We start from the raw sequence: 17,239 nt of genomic DNA on the forward strand, positions 1-17,239 counted from the left end.
TAATTTCGTTAATGTATAACCTACTCATTATATAACCTATTTATCATAAAATAGATTTGTTTTTTTCACACTGGAATTGTGGATATTCCATAAAAAAACGACCCCACCGAAATTCTTCGGCGAGCCGCTTAGATGTTCTACTATTTCATCTTGAGAGCCTGCGGCTCCGTAAAAGCAGTTAACTTCCCTTTGCTCTGCACAATGATCATACCGCTTTCCAGCAGGGTTGGTCCAAATACTCTATCCGAAGTTTTGAGCTGCACCATCGGTTTTGCGGAAATCAAATCTATTGCGATTAATTTGCCGTCGGTCTGGGCGACATACATACCATGTCCCAGTAGATCGAAGCGGGCAATCGGATTGCTGATTCCACTATACTGAACCGCTGACTTATTCGCCATTTTAACACCATAAATGCTTTGTCCGTTGCTGAAGAGGATTCTTCCATCATAGGGACCCGCCGCGTAGGACAGCTTATCTCCAATGGATTCGTAGGAATAATTATCGCGTATTACGGTAGAAGGGTCAGCATTGACTGGGTAGCTGTAGACTCCTTTTTGTCCTGTTATAAAAATTCTGTCACCATCGCTCCAGGCACTGCCCCCCTTTGGTGCCTCGGGATCATTTGGGTCTATATTAGCAGGGTTATAAACGACTGTCTTCACTACTTTACCTGTCTTAACATCCAAACTATCGAGTGTAGTAAGAGGAAGAGCATCGAATAAGGTAGCCTTTCGTTGTGTGATAAGCGTTCCGTTAATCTCAGTAATCGGAAAATAATAATCTCTGTTATTCCAAAGTTCTTTACCCGTATTTCGATCAAAGGCATGTAGAATGTCATACGTATACGCTCCGGATTCTGAGTTTTGAGCTAATATCAGGTTTCCCTTAACCATGAACGGTTCATACAGCTTTTCACCGAAATTATCACGCCACTGCAATTTTCCATCCTTTAGATTGAAGGCATGAATATCCCCATTGGCGGCAAAAAGCTGATCTTTATCAATAACTAATTGGCTGATGCCTTTACTGTTTGCTGATGAACTCCATTTATTTTTTCCAGTAGCCGCGTTGACTGCGTAGATCGTACCCGCTTCTGAAGTCACATAGGCCACGCCATCTTGATAAAGTATCGGAGCCTTTAATTTGGAGCCGTATTTCCACATTACTTTTCCCGTCTGGGCGTTAATGGCTAAAAGCTGGCCCTTTTGAAGGATAAAAGCTTTACCTGTGCCGGCTGCAACAACGCCCTTACCCATGAGGTAGTCTGTCGATATATCTCCTAAAGTTGGTAAATCCATCGTGGTTGACCACTCAACCTTTGCAGCAGACAGGTTTGCATAATAGTCATCAAAATTTGAGCCTATATACGAGGTATGTGAATCAACCGCAGCAGCTTGTACAGGATTTACCATAAACAATACTCCTAAACCAATAACTGTAGCACGAAGACATGATTTCAATAATGTTCCTCTCACGGCCCAACTCCTCCTCATATGTACCTCATTTCCCCATTTCAAAAAAGCTGTGTGTACGTGATTCCCCTCATTAGGATAGATTCTCAAAATCAAATATAATACTAATGAAGATGAGAATGTAAAAACATGGATTATTATTCCTCATTTTGCCATTAACAAAAGAAGAAATCAAAACATTTACTCATAAACTTACATTTTGTAAGTAATTGTGTTATAATAATCACATTCTTTCATAAAACGAACAAGATCCAACAAATATATGAATAACAAGGGGTTTGTTAACATGAGTAACGAGGTAACCACAGCATCTGCATCCGATTTTGAATTCGGTATCTACACTTTAGGAGACATTGTAGCGGATTGTCATACCGGTAATAAGATCAGCCCGAAACAACGACTCGACGAAGTGATAGCTGCGGCCAAGCTGGCAGATGAAGCAGGGCTTGATGTATTTGGTGTAGGTGAACATCACCGACTTGATTTTGCAATTTCTTCGGTTCCAGTCGTTCTGGCAGCCATCTCTCAGGTTACCCGTAGAATCAAGCTGACGAGCGCCACTACTGTATTAAGCACCATTGATCCTGTGCGCGTGTTCGAGGATTTCGCCACACTTGATTTACTGTCAAATGGCCGCGCAGAGATTATTGCCGGACGTGGTGCTTTTGTGGAATCTTTTCCGCTCTTTGGATATGAACTTGAAGACTATCATAAGCTATTCGCCGAGAACATTAATCTGCTCTTGGAGCTGAATAAGCATGAAATTATGAATTGGGAGGGTTCCTTCCGCTCATCCTTGAAGGATTCTGAGATTGCACCACGCCCTCTTCAGCAAAGCCTTCCTGTATGGATTGGTGTAGGTGGTTCTCCTGAAAGCGCGGAGAAAGCTGGAGCACTCGGAACTGGAATGGCCATCGCCATTCTTAGCGGCAGTCCAGATCCTTTCCAAGAGCTTGCCGCTACTTATCGACGCGCTGGAATTCAGGCGGGGCATGCTCCTGAGTCATTAAAGATTGCAATTACTAGCCACGGCTACATTGCTGAAACCTCACAGCAGGCACTCGATGAATATTACCCGTACTACTATAGCTATCGTAATTCCATCAGCCCAAAACCTGGACAAGAATACAACGTCTCTCGTGACGACTTTGGACGATATGTATCTGCTGATAACACAATGGCTGTGGGCAGCCCGCAGCAAATTATTGAAAAAATCCTCTATCAGCATGAGCTGTTCGGCCATAGCCGCTTTATGACTCAGCTCGACATCGGCGGCCTTCCTTACACCAAGGTAGCCAAAGCTATTGAACTATTGGCAACTGAGGTCGCCCCTGTTGTACGACGCGAGATTGCCAAGAAGAATAGCCGATAGAGCTGGAGGCTGTCTCAGTAAGCACAGTAGCGCTTCTCCTGTTAATGGAGAAGCGCTTCTATGTGCTGCTGTAACATTGTTTGTGGCTTGGTTGCACTATGACTTGCTGCAACACGTTATGTAGAGCGCCCTCACAACGGCTGAGTTGATCCTACTCAAAAAACAAGGCTGAAGAATTGAAACGGAAGCTCATCTTAGGAATTAGGGAATATCTCCCTAATAATCGAAGGTTTCTGCTCATTAAACTAACAATTAGGGAATATCTCCCTATAATTGACCTGATTCGGTGTTAAATATAGATATTGCTCTTATTTTTAGGGAGGAAATCCCTGATTCCGTTCATTTAGGGTAATTACCAACTATTTTCAGGGAGTTTTTCCCTAATTACTCTAAAAAAATCTTTCATTAGTCCTCGTCTCACATCACATCCCACAATGGACATATTATTTCCTCTATTTATCCATACCTATCGCTGATCTAGAGAAAGCCTGCAAATGCGCTGCTTTTTGTGCAAATATTCTCTTCATTAATCGATCCTTACATTTACGCAAAAAAAAGCTGCCCCCTAAGTAGATTCACTACTTTCGAGACAGCACTTATGCTCTTTACGCAAAGGATGGTTTATTGTTGTCTACCTTCCCGCTAATAAGCTTCTTATATTCATCGTCTCCACCATCTAAAGAAGGCGCAGTATAAATTTGAGCTGAAGCTGGTTGCTGAGCGGAATGGCTCGACCCTGTTTTGCTTGTGGTATTCTTATTATCTTCTGCACTCCTGCTTCCACCACTTGCAGAGCGGAGAACAGCACCCGATAAGTTGTTAATACCCTTTATTCGCTTCATGCTGAATCCTCCCCTACTAAATGATTGATGGTACGGAATAAATCCTGATTATTCGCAACTACCGCCTTAAGATCATCCGCAGATAATCCATCACTCCCTGAAAAGTGTACGGAAAGAACATACTTCTTACCTAGAGGATAGCATAGGATATATACCTCCGCAACTTCCGTGCGTTGAAAAAAAGTCCATTTGCTCGATAAAAATGCATCTACCACACTAGGCTGCTTCTCCTTCCCTTTCGTTACAGTCAAGGAATAGGAGTGCCCACGTCCGACATTTCCTCCCACCTGAACAAGCTGTTCTTTCTCTTGAGCCTGCCAGATCGCAGCACCGATCACACGACAATGCTTCGGAGGTAAGAAAGAATTGCGGATCGCCTCACTGAGTGCGTGATACTTCTCTCCATCCTCAGAGATGGTCACATTACTATTATATTGCCAAAAAAAATGAAGGATACTTTCTTTGCGCCTTAATTCCATCTTTAGCTGCTCTAAATCTTTCACCGGGTCACGGAATTTCCCAAACCCCTGGACACTATCAATAATCTTACCACAGCTCACATCCACAGCAGCCGTAGGATTATCATGGTGCATCTCATACTCTAAAGCTGTAATTCCCGACAAATCGGACAATAGATGATATTCTTCAACATTCTGTCCAGGGATTAAATCATCGCGGGCAGTCACCTGATCCGGCACTAAGCAAAAGACGCGGTTACGCCGTAATCTGGCCCAAAACAATCCCATTTCAAACCCCGTATTATCACGAGTCACATAATAAAATTTACCGCGTATTTTGGCAACATCATCTGGCGAGAACACAAATACGGCAAAATCACTCTCATCCAAATTTCTCTCCAATGCCTCCATCGTGTATTCATTCGCTCGAAAGGCATTGGCATACCAAGGATGTACTTCAGCATCCCTCTTCAGCTGCTCATGAATCGCTCTTGCATAACGTATGGATTCCCTGGAAGATCCAATGAATAGCTTTGGTTTAGTCACGGCAGTGCTCCTTCATCCTTCCCGATATGTAATAATTATACAAGTCTTTAGACCACCGGAAAAGAGGCCAAGTTCTCATAAATATCTCAAAAAATATTATTCTAAACCTCGTAAAATGGGTAAAAAATTACGACTACTTTGAAAAAGCGAGGATACTATGAAAAAAATGATAGGTGTCACATGGCTTGCAGCAAGCCTTATGGGTATAACAGCGTCACAGCCTGCTGAAGCTAAAACGGCAGCCGTTAGTTATACCGCTCAGGTATACGCGAACTCTTTAAATGTACGCAATGAGCCGGCAAAGAATGCAACTGTTGTAGGATCTATTAAGAACGGAGCAAAAGTAACTGTGACCGATGAACAGCACGGGTGGTTAAAGGTTAAGACGGGGAACACCTCTGGCTGGGTAGCCGGCTATTACCTTAAAAAGGTGAACAATAGCTCCAAGCCATCTGGCGCTTCTGGATCATCGGTAGCTTCCAAACCCAGCACTATTTCTTCCACCTCAACCAGCGCCTTGAGTAGTACCACAAAGGTTACAGTTACGGCAGATTCACTACGCGTACGAAGCGGTCCAGGCACACAATATAAGGTGCTCGGTTCTTTAAAAGCTAAGGATACAGCTACCCTCCTCCTTCATCAGAACGATTGGGCACGAATTCGAACAGCCAGCGGTGACATCGGTTGGGTCGCAGCGCAATATATCCGATCTGGAACCACGCCAAAAAGCACAAGCACTACAAGCAGTATTTCACGCACAGGGAATTTGCGAGGTAAATTAATCGTCGTAGATCCTGGTCATGGCGGCAGTGATCCGGGAATGCTTGGCACTACATATAACACCATGGAAAAGGATTTGAATCTGCAAACTGCAATTTATGTTCGTGATGCCCTTCTAGCTAAAGGTGCACGGGTAGAAATGACGCGTACCCGGGAGAATCAGAAGCCTACACTCGCTCGGCGTGTTCAGATGAGTGAGGCTCTGCGTGCAGATGCATTTGTAAGCATTCATTATAATTCTTCTCCGAAAAAGGTGTCCGGGACACTAACCTTCTTTTATTCCGAATCGGATGATCTGAAGCTCGCTCGGGCGATTGAAACCAGACTTGGGCAAGGCATTGGTCTAAAGAGCAACGGGTTGTCCTTTGGTGATTATCATATCCTTAGGGAGAATCGCATACCAGCTACCTTAGTTGAACTCGGATTTCTTACCAATCCTACAGACGAGTCTATTGTCCGTAAATCCTCCTATCAGAAAAAAGCAGCCAAAGCGATCGCTGAAGGATTGGCAGACTATTTCAAAAACTAATCAGACGTACAAATAATCAGTAAAGAAGCAGGCTAGGAAATTCCCTAGCCTGCTTTAAGTTTAGATTTGTATTTAGCCTTCGATTAATCCCTTCTTGATCAGGAAATTACGAGCTACATCCTCTTCCTTGAGCGCATCCACATCAACCTCTGCGTTCAACTGCTGCATTTCTTCGTCACTGATTTGTCCGCTCAATTGATTCAGGATACCTTCCAATTCAGGGTATTTATCTAGCGTATCCTGACGAATAATCGGTCCTGCATCATACGGTGGGAAGAACTCTTTATCATCTTGCAAAATCACCAGATCATGTACTTTAATTTGCGCATCCGTCGCATAGGCATTGGTTACATCGGTTTCCCCATCGTCGATCGAACGATACATGATACCATGGTCCATTCCTTTGCTCTGCTTGAAATCCATACCATAAAGTTTTTGGATACCAGGGTATCCGTCCTCACGATCCAAGAACTCGAACTCTACGCCAAGAACCATATCTCCAGATACTTTCGCCAAATCGCTAAAGGTCTTCAGATTGTACTTCTCAGCCGTTTCACGACTAACCGCTAAAGTATAGGTATTATTTATGCCGAATGGGTCCAGGAACGCCAATCCATCTTTTTCGAGCAGCTCTCTGGTTTTTGTCAACGACTCCTCAGAGTTTCCCGTCTCCTGCTGATAGTAATTGGCTACAATGGTACCGGTATAATCTGGATATAGCTGGATGTTATTATTCTCAAGTGCACTCCAAGCTACATTAGAGCCGCCTAAGTTCATCTGGCGCTTCACTTTAATATCGGTTTTATCTTCTATTAGATCTGCCATCATATGAGCGAGTAGAACATTCTCCGTGAAGTTTTTGGAGCCAATCGTAATTTCTCCACCGTTACCGGCAGCAGCTTTATTATTCCCGCCACCACATCCAGTAAGTAACGCCCCTATTAATACTGTAGTTAAAACGCCTGTCATTAATTTTGGAATTTTCATATAATATCTCCCCTTTTTATATTCTTTCGAGACCAGAGTTTTAGTTATACTTTTAATCCCTTTGGAGTCGTTACCCGTTCAAGCAAGCCGAGTAGATAATCCAGTATGAGTGCAAGAATCGCGGCTGGAATAGCGCCAAGCAAAGTTAGAGCTTCGATGTTCCGTTGAATACCGAGGAAAATAAATTCACCCAATCCGCCAGCACCGATAAAGGCTGCCAAGGTTGCTGTCCCAACATTAATAACTGCAGCAGTGCGGATCCCCGCCATAATTACACTTAAAGCTAAAGGGAGTTGAACCCTGAATAGAATCTGCCAGTTCTTCATCCCCATTCCTCGGGCCGCTTCCACGATAGACTGATCCACATCCGTAATTCCCGTGTAGGTGTTGCGGATAATTGGCAGTAGTGAATACAGAAATAATGCAACAACCGCCGTCTTCATTCCTATGCCAAATAGAGGAATCATAAATCCGAGCATCGCCAGACTAGGTATCGTCTGAAGAATCCCTGCCGCGCCAAGCGTAATGCCTTTCAGAGGTTTAACCCGGGTAATCATAATTCCAAGCGCAATGCCAACAATAATTGCAAATAACATGGACAAGAGCACAAGTTGCATATGCACTCCCATAGAATGAATCAAATCATCTCTACGTATATCTAATTGATAGATGAGTTGTTGCCATAACGATTGATCTCTCATACAGACACTTCCTCCTCCTTCACGCCTCCCCATTGTGCAGCAAACGCCGTCAGAAGACTGCCTCTTGTAACAATCCCGGCAATGTTCCCCTCAGCGGTTACGATCGGAATAATGCCGTAAGGAGCTTCCGTAATTAATGATAATGCGTCTCTTGCTGTTGCTGTATCCTGCAGCACCACCCCAGGTGGTGTCATAATTTCTTCGATAGTAAGACTTTGTTCCATTTTAGCGGTAACATCATAAGCGGAGACGATGCCAAGCAGCTTACCTTTTTCGTTTCCAACCAGTAAGGTATCCATTTTGCGTTGACGCATAAAGGTAAGAGCCTTACCCAGTGTGCGGCTTGGAAGGGATGTAGATGGATTGTCACGCATGACTTCTGTTACGGGGATATACTCAGGGTTTTGGTAAATACGGTTTTTGCCGATAAATGACTCTACAAAATCATTAGCAGGCCGGCTGAGTAGCTCATACGGTGTATCTAGTTGAACGATTTCACCATCTTTTAGGATAGCGATTTTATCTCCAAGCTTCAGTGCTTCATCCATATCATGTGTTACAAATACTATTGTCTTCTTCACTTCTTGTTGCATGCGTAGCAGTTCATCCTGCAGCTGCTCACGGGTAATAGGGTCCAAAGCACCAAATGGTTCATCCATCAATATAATCTCGGGATCAGCTGCCAATGCACGAGCTACACCTACACGCTGCTGCTGTCCACCTGATAATTGTTTCGGATAACGTTTAGCATATAAGACCGGATCAAGTCCGACTAGACGGAGCATTTCGAGCACCCGTTCTTTTTTCTTATTCACATCCCACCCCTTTAGGTCGGGAATCAGGCCTACATTGTCTTCTATGGTGTAATGCGGGAATAAACCAGCTTGTTGTATAACATAACCGATGTTCTTGCGGAGAGTTACGGGGTTCTCCTTGGTGATATCTTTGCCGTGGATATAAATATGGCCTGAAGTATGCGGAACAAGACGATTTATCATTTTCATCGTTGTTGTCTTTCCGCAACCGCTCGGGCCGATCAATACTAGTATTTCTCCAGCTGCGATTTCAAAACTAATATTCTTAACTGCTTCATAACCATTTGCATACTTCTTACCTACTCCTTCAAATTTCAGCATGGGTTTCCTCCTTCTAATAACTATCGTCAGATCATCTCTCCGGCGACTCTGTAAGTTAAACTATAACAAACAACTCCCAAACTGACAACCTATATACTAGATATAAGTTGTTTGTAAATAATTGTAATAATATAATTATAAAAAAAACTATCCAGTGATAAACCCTGCTGGATAGCCTTTTTCAATCTATTTTTATAAATGATTCTCTGAATTTTTATTGATAAATTGTTCCGTTCTTTGGTACATTTTCTCATCACCAACTGCTACAAGTACATCATGTTCTCTGAGGATGACATGAGGACCTGGGGAGATCGTTATATTAGCACCTCGGCGAAGCGCTATAATCGTAGCACCTGTATTCTGCCAAAATTGTAATGCTCCAATGGTTTTGCCAACCACATGTGATTCTTCATGGATTGTGATTTCTTCCGGATGGTACGGCTTTAAATTCTTCATCCGGTCTGATGCTTCGATAATTCCAGTGAGTACCCTTTCGAACTTACCGTCGAGCTTCTTTTTTTCAAGCAACAATTGCTCTAGGTCCTGTTTCAACGAATAAGCTGATTTCAGATAGTTATTCCTGGTAATATACTCATACGCCTTTTGATCAGAGATGACAATAATCTCTTTCCCCTGTGAAACAAACACTATATTCTCATCCTTCAATAATCCCATAGCCTTACGAATCGTCTCGGGAGAAACATGATATTGCCCTGCCAATAGAGAACGCCCGGAAAGCTTACTCTGTACGGCAAATTCCCCGCTTACAATTCTTTGTGCAATATCAAGGGCTATAGACTTATAACCGGATATTTCTTGCATGGACATTGTCGATCTCCTTACTCTGGCGTGAATTATAAACATGCTCAAGTATACCTTTTTTCACTCACCAAATAAAGATGTCCTGCCTTATACAAACATTTGATATACCAAAAATAAATTTAACGATACAACCAGACCCGAGATAACCCAGCCGAGCGCAGCTGTCATCTTACGGTTCACTAACCCGCCCATAATCTGACGATTGCTTGTAAACACAACCAGTGGCACCAGTGCAAAGGCAATCCCAAAGGACAAGATCACCTGGCTGATCACGAGCGCCTTCGTTGGATTTACACCAAAGCCGATGATCGCCAAAGGTGGAATAATTGTAATCGCACGGCGTAAGTACAGGTTAATTCTTTTGTTGATGAAGCCTTGCATCACTACATCACCAGCCATAGTTCCTACAGAAGAGCTCGATAGTCCTGCGATGAGTAGTCCTAAACCAAAGGAGATGGCCGTTACAGGTCCAGCTAAATGACTAAATTGCTGAAACGCAACATCCAAATCCTCAACCACGATACCATTTTTGAAAAATAATGCGGCTGAGACAATAACCATTGCCAGATTCACTGCCCCTGCAATAATCATTGCAATAATAATATCTATGAATTCCAGTTTAAAGATCTGTTTCTTCTCCGCTTCATTTACTCCGACAATTCGGTTCTGTGTAAGGGATGAATGTAGATAAATGGCATGTGGCATCACGGTCGCGCCTAGAATTCCTGCGGCTAAAAGGATGCTATCCACCCCTTCAAACTTAGGTGTGAACATGCCTACAGCAACTGCCCCCATATCCGGCTTAGCTACAATAACTTGAAAAGCAAAGGCTAATACAACTATAAGAATCATTGCAGCAATTCCTGCCTCAAGGGAACGGTAACCCCGGCGCTGAAGCTCTAGGATAGCAAATGAACCCACCGCAGTGATAAGTGCTGCCGGCAGCATGGGAATATCAAATAATAGATAAAGCCCCAATGCCGCCCCGATAAACTCCGCCAGATCCGTAGCTATAATCACCAGTTCACTTTGAATCCATAAGAAGATCGAAACACTCTTCGGAAAACGATCATGAGCGATCTCCGGCAGGTTCTTTCCTGTAGCAATACCTAGCTTGGCGGATAACGCCTGAATAAGAACGGCCATTAAATTCGAGGCTACAATCACCCACAATAAAAGATAGCCGTATTTTGAGCCTGCCGTAATGTTGGTGGCAAAATTACCCGGATCCAGATAAGCAACCGCAGCGATAAACGCTGGACCTAAGAAAGGCAGTAATCTTTTAATGCCTTTGGTCTCCCCATTAAGTACGGCCTGCGCCGAAATGGAGTTTTTATGTTGTCTCATTTGCGGTTGTTCTATATGTGGTTTTTCTATTAAAGTTTGTTCCAACATGTCAATTCCTCCTCTTGCCCAAAAAAAGTTGTCTATATACACGAAAGTTTCCTATGTGCAACTTATATTTAAAGTATATGCTCATTCCTGAAAAATGTAAATATGTTTCATAAGAAATTTTCATATGCTTGTCCACCTACGACCAAGAACAAAAAAAGCTGGACGATGATCAGAAATTACCCGATCTTCGCCCAGCTTAAGCCAATTACTCCGAAATGCTTATGGTGTGAGACTTTGAATATCTCTATGTGCTGTGAATTACGAATTTTTCTTCCATGTATCCTTCAGCGGTACAATTCGGTTCAGTACCAGCTTATCTGCTGTGGTATATTTCTTATCCACACAGAAGAATCCATGCCGGATGAATTGAAATTTATCTTCTGGAAGTGCACTCGCCATGGAAGGCTCCAACAAACAATCTTTCAGAATGGTTAGAGAATCTGGATTAAGATACGCGTCCCAGCGTTCATCCTCTTCTTTAGGACCCTCGTTATCTTTTAGCAACCTCTCATATTGATGAACTTCCGCCTTGATCGCGTGCTCAGCCGATACCCAGTGGATGGTCGCCTTAACCTTCCGTTCATTAAATCCGCTTCCACTCTTCGTTCTCGGATCATAGGTGCAGCGAAGCTCTATAACTTCTCCAGTTGCTTCGTCCTTGAGCACCTCATTGCACTTAACGAAGTAGGCGCCCTTTAACCTAACCTCATTCCCTATGGTCAGCCTGTGATAACCTTTGGGTGGCTCCTCCATGAAATCCTCTTGTTCAATATAAAGCGTCCGTGAAAAAGGAACTTCCCTTTCCCCAAGCGTCTTATCCTCACTGTTATTCTCAATCTTCAGCCATTCGCTTTGATTCTCAGGGTAGTTAGTAATAACTACCTTTAGAGGCTTTAGAACAGCCATCACGCTAGTTGCCTTCGCCTTCAAATCTTGTCTTAGCGAATGCTCCAACATGGCAATATCTACAATGGTGCTATTCCTAACAAATCCAATTTCCTTCACAAAATTCCGAATACTCTCCGGCGTAAAACCTCTTCTCCGCAGTCCGCGAAGCGTTGGAAGTCTTGGATCATCCCAGCCATCCACATAATGTCCTGTAACCAGTTGTCTAATATACCGTTTGCTAGTAACGACGCCGGTGATATTTACGCGTCCGAACTCCCTTTGCTTTGGAGCCTCAGGGGTATCCAGTTCATTCAGCACCCACTCATACAGTGGTCGATGATCCTTAAACTCAATCGAACATAGGGAATGCGTAATCCCTTCGATCGCATCTTGTATAGGATGGGCAAAATCATACATCGGATAGATGCACCAATCGTTGCCTGTTCTATAATGCTCCGCATGAATGATTCTGTAAATCACTGGATCACGCAAGTTGATATTAGGTGAGCTCATATCTATTTTGGCCCGTAATACTCTGGCTCCCGTCGGATAGGCTCCATTCCTCATCTCCGTGAATAACTTCAAATTCTCTTCCACAGAACGCTCCCGATAAGGACTGTTCGTTCCCGGCTCCGTAAGCGTTCCTCTATAAGCTGACACCTCTTCAGGTGATAAATCGCAGACGTAGGCTTTCCCTTTTCGGATTAACTTTACCGCGCTATTATATATTTTATCTGAATAGTCTGATCCGTAGAAAGTATGGTCTGGCGGGTAGCCCATCCATAGCATATCTTCGCAAATAGCATTTACATACTCCAGATCCTCTTTTAAAGGATTGGTGTCATCGAACCGCAAATGGAACTTTCCGCCATACTTCTTCGCCGTCGTATAGTTCGTGTGAATAGCATACGCGCTGCCAATATGCAGATACCCATTAGGCTCCGGTGGGAATCTCGTGCAAATATCTCTACTGTAAGTCCCAGCTTCCAGCTCTTCTTGAATCAATCTGTCGATGTAACTCTCTGCTAATACTTCCGGTTCCTTGTTCATTGTTATTACCTCCTGTTTATGAGTGATATCCGCTTTGTTCATCTGCAAAATAAAAAGAACCTCACCTCCAAGACTTATGGTCTTGGGGACGAAATTCTCGCGGTACCACCCCAGGTTCATTAATATGTCGCCATATTAATCTCATCAAGTACGGCAATGCATCTTACGCAGTGCTTATACTCTAGCTCTATAACAGGAGCTCCCGTCATACCATCCCCGTCGATCGGTTCCGATATGCCGCTCAGAGGCTTGTTTCGATACAATCGTCCTTACCCTATTCTCATCATCCAGGGCTCTCTGTGAAGGAATGAATGTATTTACTCTTCTCGTCATCGCGTTTAATTATTTTGTATAGGATACCAAATAGAGGGTCCTATGTAAATGGTGCTTTCACTTCTATTTAGCTTACGCTCTATTCCTCGCTCAAAGCCGTTATCAGTTCCAATACCACTTCATTATCCGGCTCTACAGCCAAAGCTCTACGCGCGTATTCCAGTGCAGCCCCTTCAGCTCCAAGCTCATAGTTACAAATGGCCATGCTATAAAGCACTGATGCTAACGGTTCTTCCGTGTTGATATGCTTAGAACGCTCTAAGTAGACTAATGCCTCCTCGAACTTATCCATTTCATACAGCAGTAATCCAGCGTCCAATGAGAGGTCATAGCTCTGTTCCATCGGATAATAACCTGTCCACATGAGCTGTATGCCTTGCTGGAGATCCAGCATTTCTTCATCACTAGCGTCGGGTAACAGCTCCGAAATCTTCTCAGCACTATGGATAAACCATTCCGCTTCGTACCCACCCAAACGCCAAAAGGCCAAAATTTCCTGCAGTCCCATCGTATCTAATTGCTGATCCATCCATTCCTTCATACTGAAGAAATCATCCGGACCAAAACGCTCTATAAACCGCTTGTAACCCAGCCGAGTGTTCGTATAACTTTGAGGGGCTTCCACCATAAGAATACATCCGATGTTCAGGTTCTTATAGTGATGTGTAGTAAATAAAGAGTGTGCCCCTTTTTGTTCCAACATATGCTGGATCGCATGATAATTCGCCGTTAAGGAGAAACTACCGTGATGAATTAGCATAGGCGGTTCCGCAAATTCCCAATTCTCTATTCGGTGATCCCCCTTATCCGCTGTAAGGAGTACGAACCCTTCTGTTGACAACCTAGCCAGCCGCTCCAGACAAGTAAGCCCCACCACAGGAAACAGAATATGTGAATCCTCCAGCTTCTGCTGATAAAGTTTTATAACATCGTGATAAGGGTAAGTCTCCGCTTCGTAACTAGCCCCACGACGATAATGATACTGTGGAATGATTGTGCCCAGAACATCTGAGGGGTTATCCGAATCTGCATCCTTTGAATACTGAATAGATACCTCACATTCAAATATTTTACCTTCATCCACATAAATCAATTCCTGCGGGATACTATCAAAAAAATAATTCGCAACAAGCAGCAGCGGCTGCTGTAAATCACCGGGCCTGATACTGAGCTTAGCACGTACTAAATACAGTTCAGTATCCTGTACTGCATCAAAACGTGCGAAATCAAGAATACCCTGCTCTACGAATGGAAGTAAGCTTGGGTGCTGCTGCCAGCTGGTTATATTTTTAGCAGGCAAATCACTCATCACATAACGAAAAGGAGGAAGTGGAGTCCCTGCGTAATCTATGATTTCGCAAAGCTTCTCAAGGATATGAAACGCTAATCGTCCCGCCCCTGCCCCTAATTCCAGTATGGTAACTGTTTCAGAGAAATGTCCTTGTCCAGCCCGATCTTGCAGAAATCCGAAGATCATTTCCGCATAGGCAGTCGCTATCATAGGATTACTCGTAATATACTGTGGGACCTGATCATTATTCCAAGCCTTTAATCCCTGTTCCTCATAATAAGCTCGTTGCAATTCCCAAATTGGCGCTTCACTGAAGCGATAGCGCTGCCCTTCTTTACCTGTCATCTATTTCTTAACCTGCTCTCTATATATCTTGTTGAACATGCAATGATCCTTACTCCGCTCTCAAGGTACGTGATCTGAAAATGACATATTCGGCCTCTGCCGGAATGGAAACGGAAAATGACAATAATGCCGCTTTGGAGGTTAACGAATCAGGCCCTTTTAACGTTTGGTAGTAAGAGTTCCCTTTACTGTCCACACTCACCAGCTCCAGTTCCGCATTCCCTTTAGGGATAACAAAGCCAGAGGTATTTTGCACACCTAAGGTTAGTCTGTATTCTTTCCCAGATGGAGTCTGTGTTAGCTTAAATGGATATAACGGATATGGATGGGCTGTCGTTTCCACTGGGTAAGGGGCAAGCGCTCGATCCGCCTCAGGCTTTGCCCATTCCTCGCCTTTTCTGGCGCCAATACCAAGGGTTAATTTATTCACGTTATTGAACTGAGTTTCCCAGCGAAATGTCTTTAACCCCTCTAGAATAGGGGATGCTGGAACAAATAGGATTCCATCCTTGATCTCTGGGGCGATCCCTAATGAATCTTCTGTCTCCCCATTAAATTCTGCCTCAAGTTGCCCTGCTTTAATCTTTCCAACCGATCGATCCAGTAGTGAAACCGTAACACTATTCGTTAACGCGTCATAGAGCAAATCTGCACCAATCGCACTCGAGAAAGCCCGAATCGGCACCATTAATTTACCTGATTTAAAATAAGGAGCGAGTTTACCTGGAAAAAGGACGTAATACCCCCCGTATGATAGAGGCATTACCTGAGTCCCTAACTGAACAGCTGCCGACACCGATGTAGGTGTAACCGCGGAACCCGCGGCGAACATGATTACCAATAGACCTATGACATAAGCTCTTATTCTCCCTAATCGTTGCAAGGACTCCTTAATGTGATTCATCTCAAACCCCTCTCCCTCTCTACTCCGTCTAGAACAAAGCCTCTATTAGTAATAATCAATGATCCCCTTCCGCATGTCAACTTGTTCCACTTCTGCTATTCATCATAAAAGACAGGATTCCGCATATATTTTCATTGAGTTATTTAGAATCATGAAAGGAGTGCGATGGATGACTGCAGATGGACAGGATTCGCCAAGAAAGACAAATATCCCCCAGCCCATTCGAAGTGATGGCGCAGGGGGATTAGATAAAGGACCGCGTGATATCATGCGGGATTTGGAGAATCCGGACATGTTTGTCCCTCCCGTGACCGATGCCGGTCTCGTCCCCAATTTAAAATTTTCTTTCTCCGATGCACATATGCAGCTTAATCATGGTGGCTGGTCGAGAGAGGTGACGGTCAGAGACCTCCCCATCGCCACTACACTAGCTGGCGTCAACATGAGCCTAACCCCCGGTGGAGTACGTGAACTCCATTGGCATCAGCAAGCGGAATGGTCTTATATGCTGCTAGGTCGAGCTCGAATTACTTCCGTAGATCAAAATGGTCGAAACTTCATCGCAGATGTGGGGCCAGGTGATCTATGGTATTTTCCGCCAGGTATTCCCCACTCTATACAAGGTCTTGAAGAAGGCTGTGAGTTTCTGCTAGTATTCGACGATGGAAGTTTCTCTGATCTAAACACCTTGTCCATTTCCGATTGGTTTGCCCATACTCCGAAAGAAGTTCTTTCGGCTAACTTTGGGGTGCCTGCCGCTGCATTTGACTCTATTCCCACCGAACAGGTCTATATTTATCAGGATCGGGTTCCGGGCTCATTGCAAAGTCAAAAAGTAGAATCTCCATACGGTGAGATTCCACAAACCTTTAAATATTCCTTATTGGCTCAGCCTCCGCTGAAGACTCCCGGCGGGAGCGTCAGAATTGTCGATTCCAGTAACTTTCCGATCTCCAAAACCGTCGCTGCCGCATTGGTAGAAATTGAACCCGGAGGGATGAGAGAGCTGCACTGGCATCCAAATAACGATGAATGGCAGTATTATCTTACCGGAAAAGGACGCATGACCGTATTCGCTGGAAATGGTGTAGCACGAACCTTTAATTATAGAGCAGGTGATGTAGGATATGTTCCTTTTGCGTTTGGACATTATATTCAGAATACAGGCGATGACTCCTTATGGTTCCTTGAAATGTTCAAAAGCGATCGTTTTGCCGACGTTTCTCTGAATCAATGGATGGCTCTCACTCCCCAAGAATTGGTTCAAAGTAATCTGAACGTTGGACCAGAGGTTATAAACGCCTTAAGGAAAGTGAAATGGCCCGTTGTGAAATACCCTGAGCCAAGTAAAAACGCCTCCGGCTTTCCTAAAGGACGATAAATGT

The 17,239-nt window shown here is 43.9% G+C and carries 14 protein-coding genes and 1 other annotated feature; of the genes, 3 read left to right on the forward strand and 11 right to left on the reverse strand.

Features of this window, described 5'->3' with window-relative positions; translation table 11 throughout:
* Window positions 1-140: 140 nt before the first annotated feature.
* The gene (locus tag CA600_RS15015; RefSeq protein WP_179281630.1) at window positions 141-1,478 is read right to left on the reverse strand and encodes a PQQ-binding-like beta-propeller repeat protein; all 1,338 of its coding nucleotides are present in this window, start codon (window positions 1,476-1,478) and stop codon (window positions 141-143) included.
* A gap of 283 nt (window positions 1,479-1,761) precedes the next feature.
* On the opposite strand from CA600_RS15015, the gene CA600_RS15020 reads away from it, so the two are divergent.
* The gene (locus CA600_RS15020; protein ID WP_094871034.1) at window positions 1,762-2,847 is read left to right on the forward strand and encodes an LLM class flavin-dependent oxidoreductase; all 1,086 of its coding nucleotides are present in this window, start codon (window positions 1,762-1,764) and stop codon (window positions 2,845-2,847) included.
* A gap of 605 nt (window positions 2,848-3,452) precedes the next feature.
* Here the strand turns inward: CA600_RS15020 and CA600_RS15025 are convergent.
* Together CA600_RS15025 and CA600_RS15030 are read right to left on the reverse strand one after the other, a co-directional pair.
* Window positions 3,453-3,689: a hypothetical protein gene (locus CA600_RS15025; protein WP_076285512.1), complete on the reverse strand. Its 237-nt coding sequence runs from the start codon at window positions 3,687-3,689 to the stop codon at window positions 3,453-3,455.
* On the reverse strand, window positions 3,686-4,693 hold the full coding sequence (locus CA600_RS15030) for a TIR domain-containing protein (protein ID WP_094871036.1): 1,008 nt from the start codon (window positions 4,691-4,693) through the stop codon (window positions 3,686-3,688). The genes CA600_RS15025 and CA600_RS15030 overlap by 4 nt, the downstream gene beginning before the upstream one ends.
* Window positions 4,694-4,850: 157 nt before the next feature.
* Between CA600_RS15030 and CA600_RS15035 the strand changes: the two genes are divergently transcribed.
* Window positions 4,851-6,002, forward strand: a complete 1,152-nt coding sequence (locus CA600_RS15035) for an N-acetylmuramoyl-L-alanine amidase (RefSeq protein ID WP_094871038.1) — start codon at window positions 4,851-4,853, stop codon at window positions 6,000-6,002.
* Between the two features lie 72 nt (window positions 6,003-6,074).
* Here the strand turns inward: CA600_RS15035 and CA600_RS15040 are convergent, their stop codons facing one another.
* The 8 genes from CA600_RS15040 to CA600_RS15075 form a co-directional block, all read right to left on the reverse strand.
* Window positions 6,075-6,989, reverse strand: coding sequence for a glycine betaine ABC transporter substrate-binding protein (locus CA600_RS15040; RefSeq protein ID WP_094871040.1), 915 nt, complete (start codon window positions 6,987-6,989; stop codon window positions 6,075-6,077).
* Between the two features lie 44 nt (window positions 6,990-7,033).
* A complete protein-coding gene (locus CA600_RS15045) occupies window positions 7,034-7,690 on the reverse strand; it encodes an ABC transporter permease (protein WP_094871042.1) in 657 nt (218 codons plus the stop codon).
* On the reverse strand, window positions 7,687-8,826 hold the full coding sequence (locus tag CA600_RS15050; RefSeq protein ID WP_094871044.1) for an ABC transporter ATP-binding protein: 1,140 nt from the start codon (window positions 8,824-8,826) through the stop codon (window positions 7,687-7,689). The genes CA600_RS15045 and CA600_RS15050 overlap by 4 nt, the downstream gene beginning before the upstream one ends.
* 192 nt (window positions 8,827-9,018) lie before the next feature.
* Entirely contained in the window at window positions 9,019-9,654 is a 636-nt protein-coding gene (locus CA600_RS15055) for a TrkA C-terminal domain-containing protein (protein WP_256989861.1), read from the reverse strand.
* 81 nt (window positions 9,655-9,735) lie between these two features.
* On the reverse strand, window positions 9,736-10,995 hold the full coding sequence (locus CA600_RS15060) for an Nramp family divalent metal transporter (protein WP_094871093.1): 1,260 nt from the start codon (window positions 10,993-10,995) through the stop codon (window positions 9,736-9,738).
* Between the two features lie 306 nt (window positions 10,996-11,301).
* Window positions 11,302-12,981 carry a glutamine--tRNA ligase/YqeY domain fusion protein gene (locus CA600_RS15065; protein WP_094871046.1) on the reverse strand — a complete coding sequence of 560 codons (1,680 nt, stop codon included), beginning with the start codon at window positions 12,979-12,981 and terminating at the stop codon, window positions 11,302-11,304.
* An 81-nt stretch (window positions 12,982-13,062) separates the two neighbouring features.
* Window positions 13,063-13,323: a binding site (T-box leader), on the reverse strand.
* A 70-nt stretch (window positions 13,324-13,393) separates the two neighbouring features.
* Complete coding sequence (locus tag CA600_RS15070) at window positions 13,394-14,950, reverse strand: hypothetical protein (RefSeq protein ID WP_094871048.1); 1,557 nt, start codon at window positions 14,948-14,950, stop codon at window positions 13,394-13,396.
* Between the two features lie 49 nt (window positions 14,951-14,999).
* Window positions 15,000-15,854, reverse strand: coding sequence for a copper amine oxidase N-terminal domain-containing protein (locus CA600_RS15075; RefSeq protein WP_094871050.1), 855 nt, complete (start codon window positions 15,852-15,854; stop codon window positions 15,000-15,002).
* Window positions 15,855-16,023: 169 nt separating this feature from the next.
* Between CA600_RS15075 and CA600_RS15080 the strand changes: the two genes are divergently transcribed.
* Entirely contained in the window at window positions 16,024-17,235 is a 1,212-nt protein-coding gene (locus CA600_RS15080; RefSeq protein WP_094871051.1) for an oxalate decarboxylase family bicupin, read from the forward strand.
* Window positions 17,236-17,239: the final 4 nt, after the last annotated feature.

It is taken from the genome of Paenibacillus sp. VTT E-133280 (genome assembly GCF_002264385.1).
GTDB lineage: Bacteria > Bacillota > Bacilli > Paenibacillales > Paenibacillaceae > Paenibacillus_AQ > Paenibacillus_AQ nitricinens.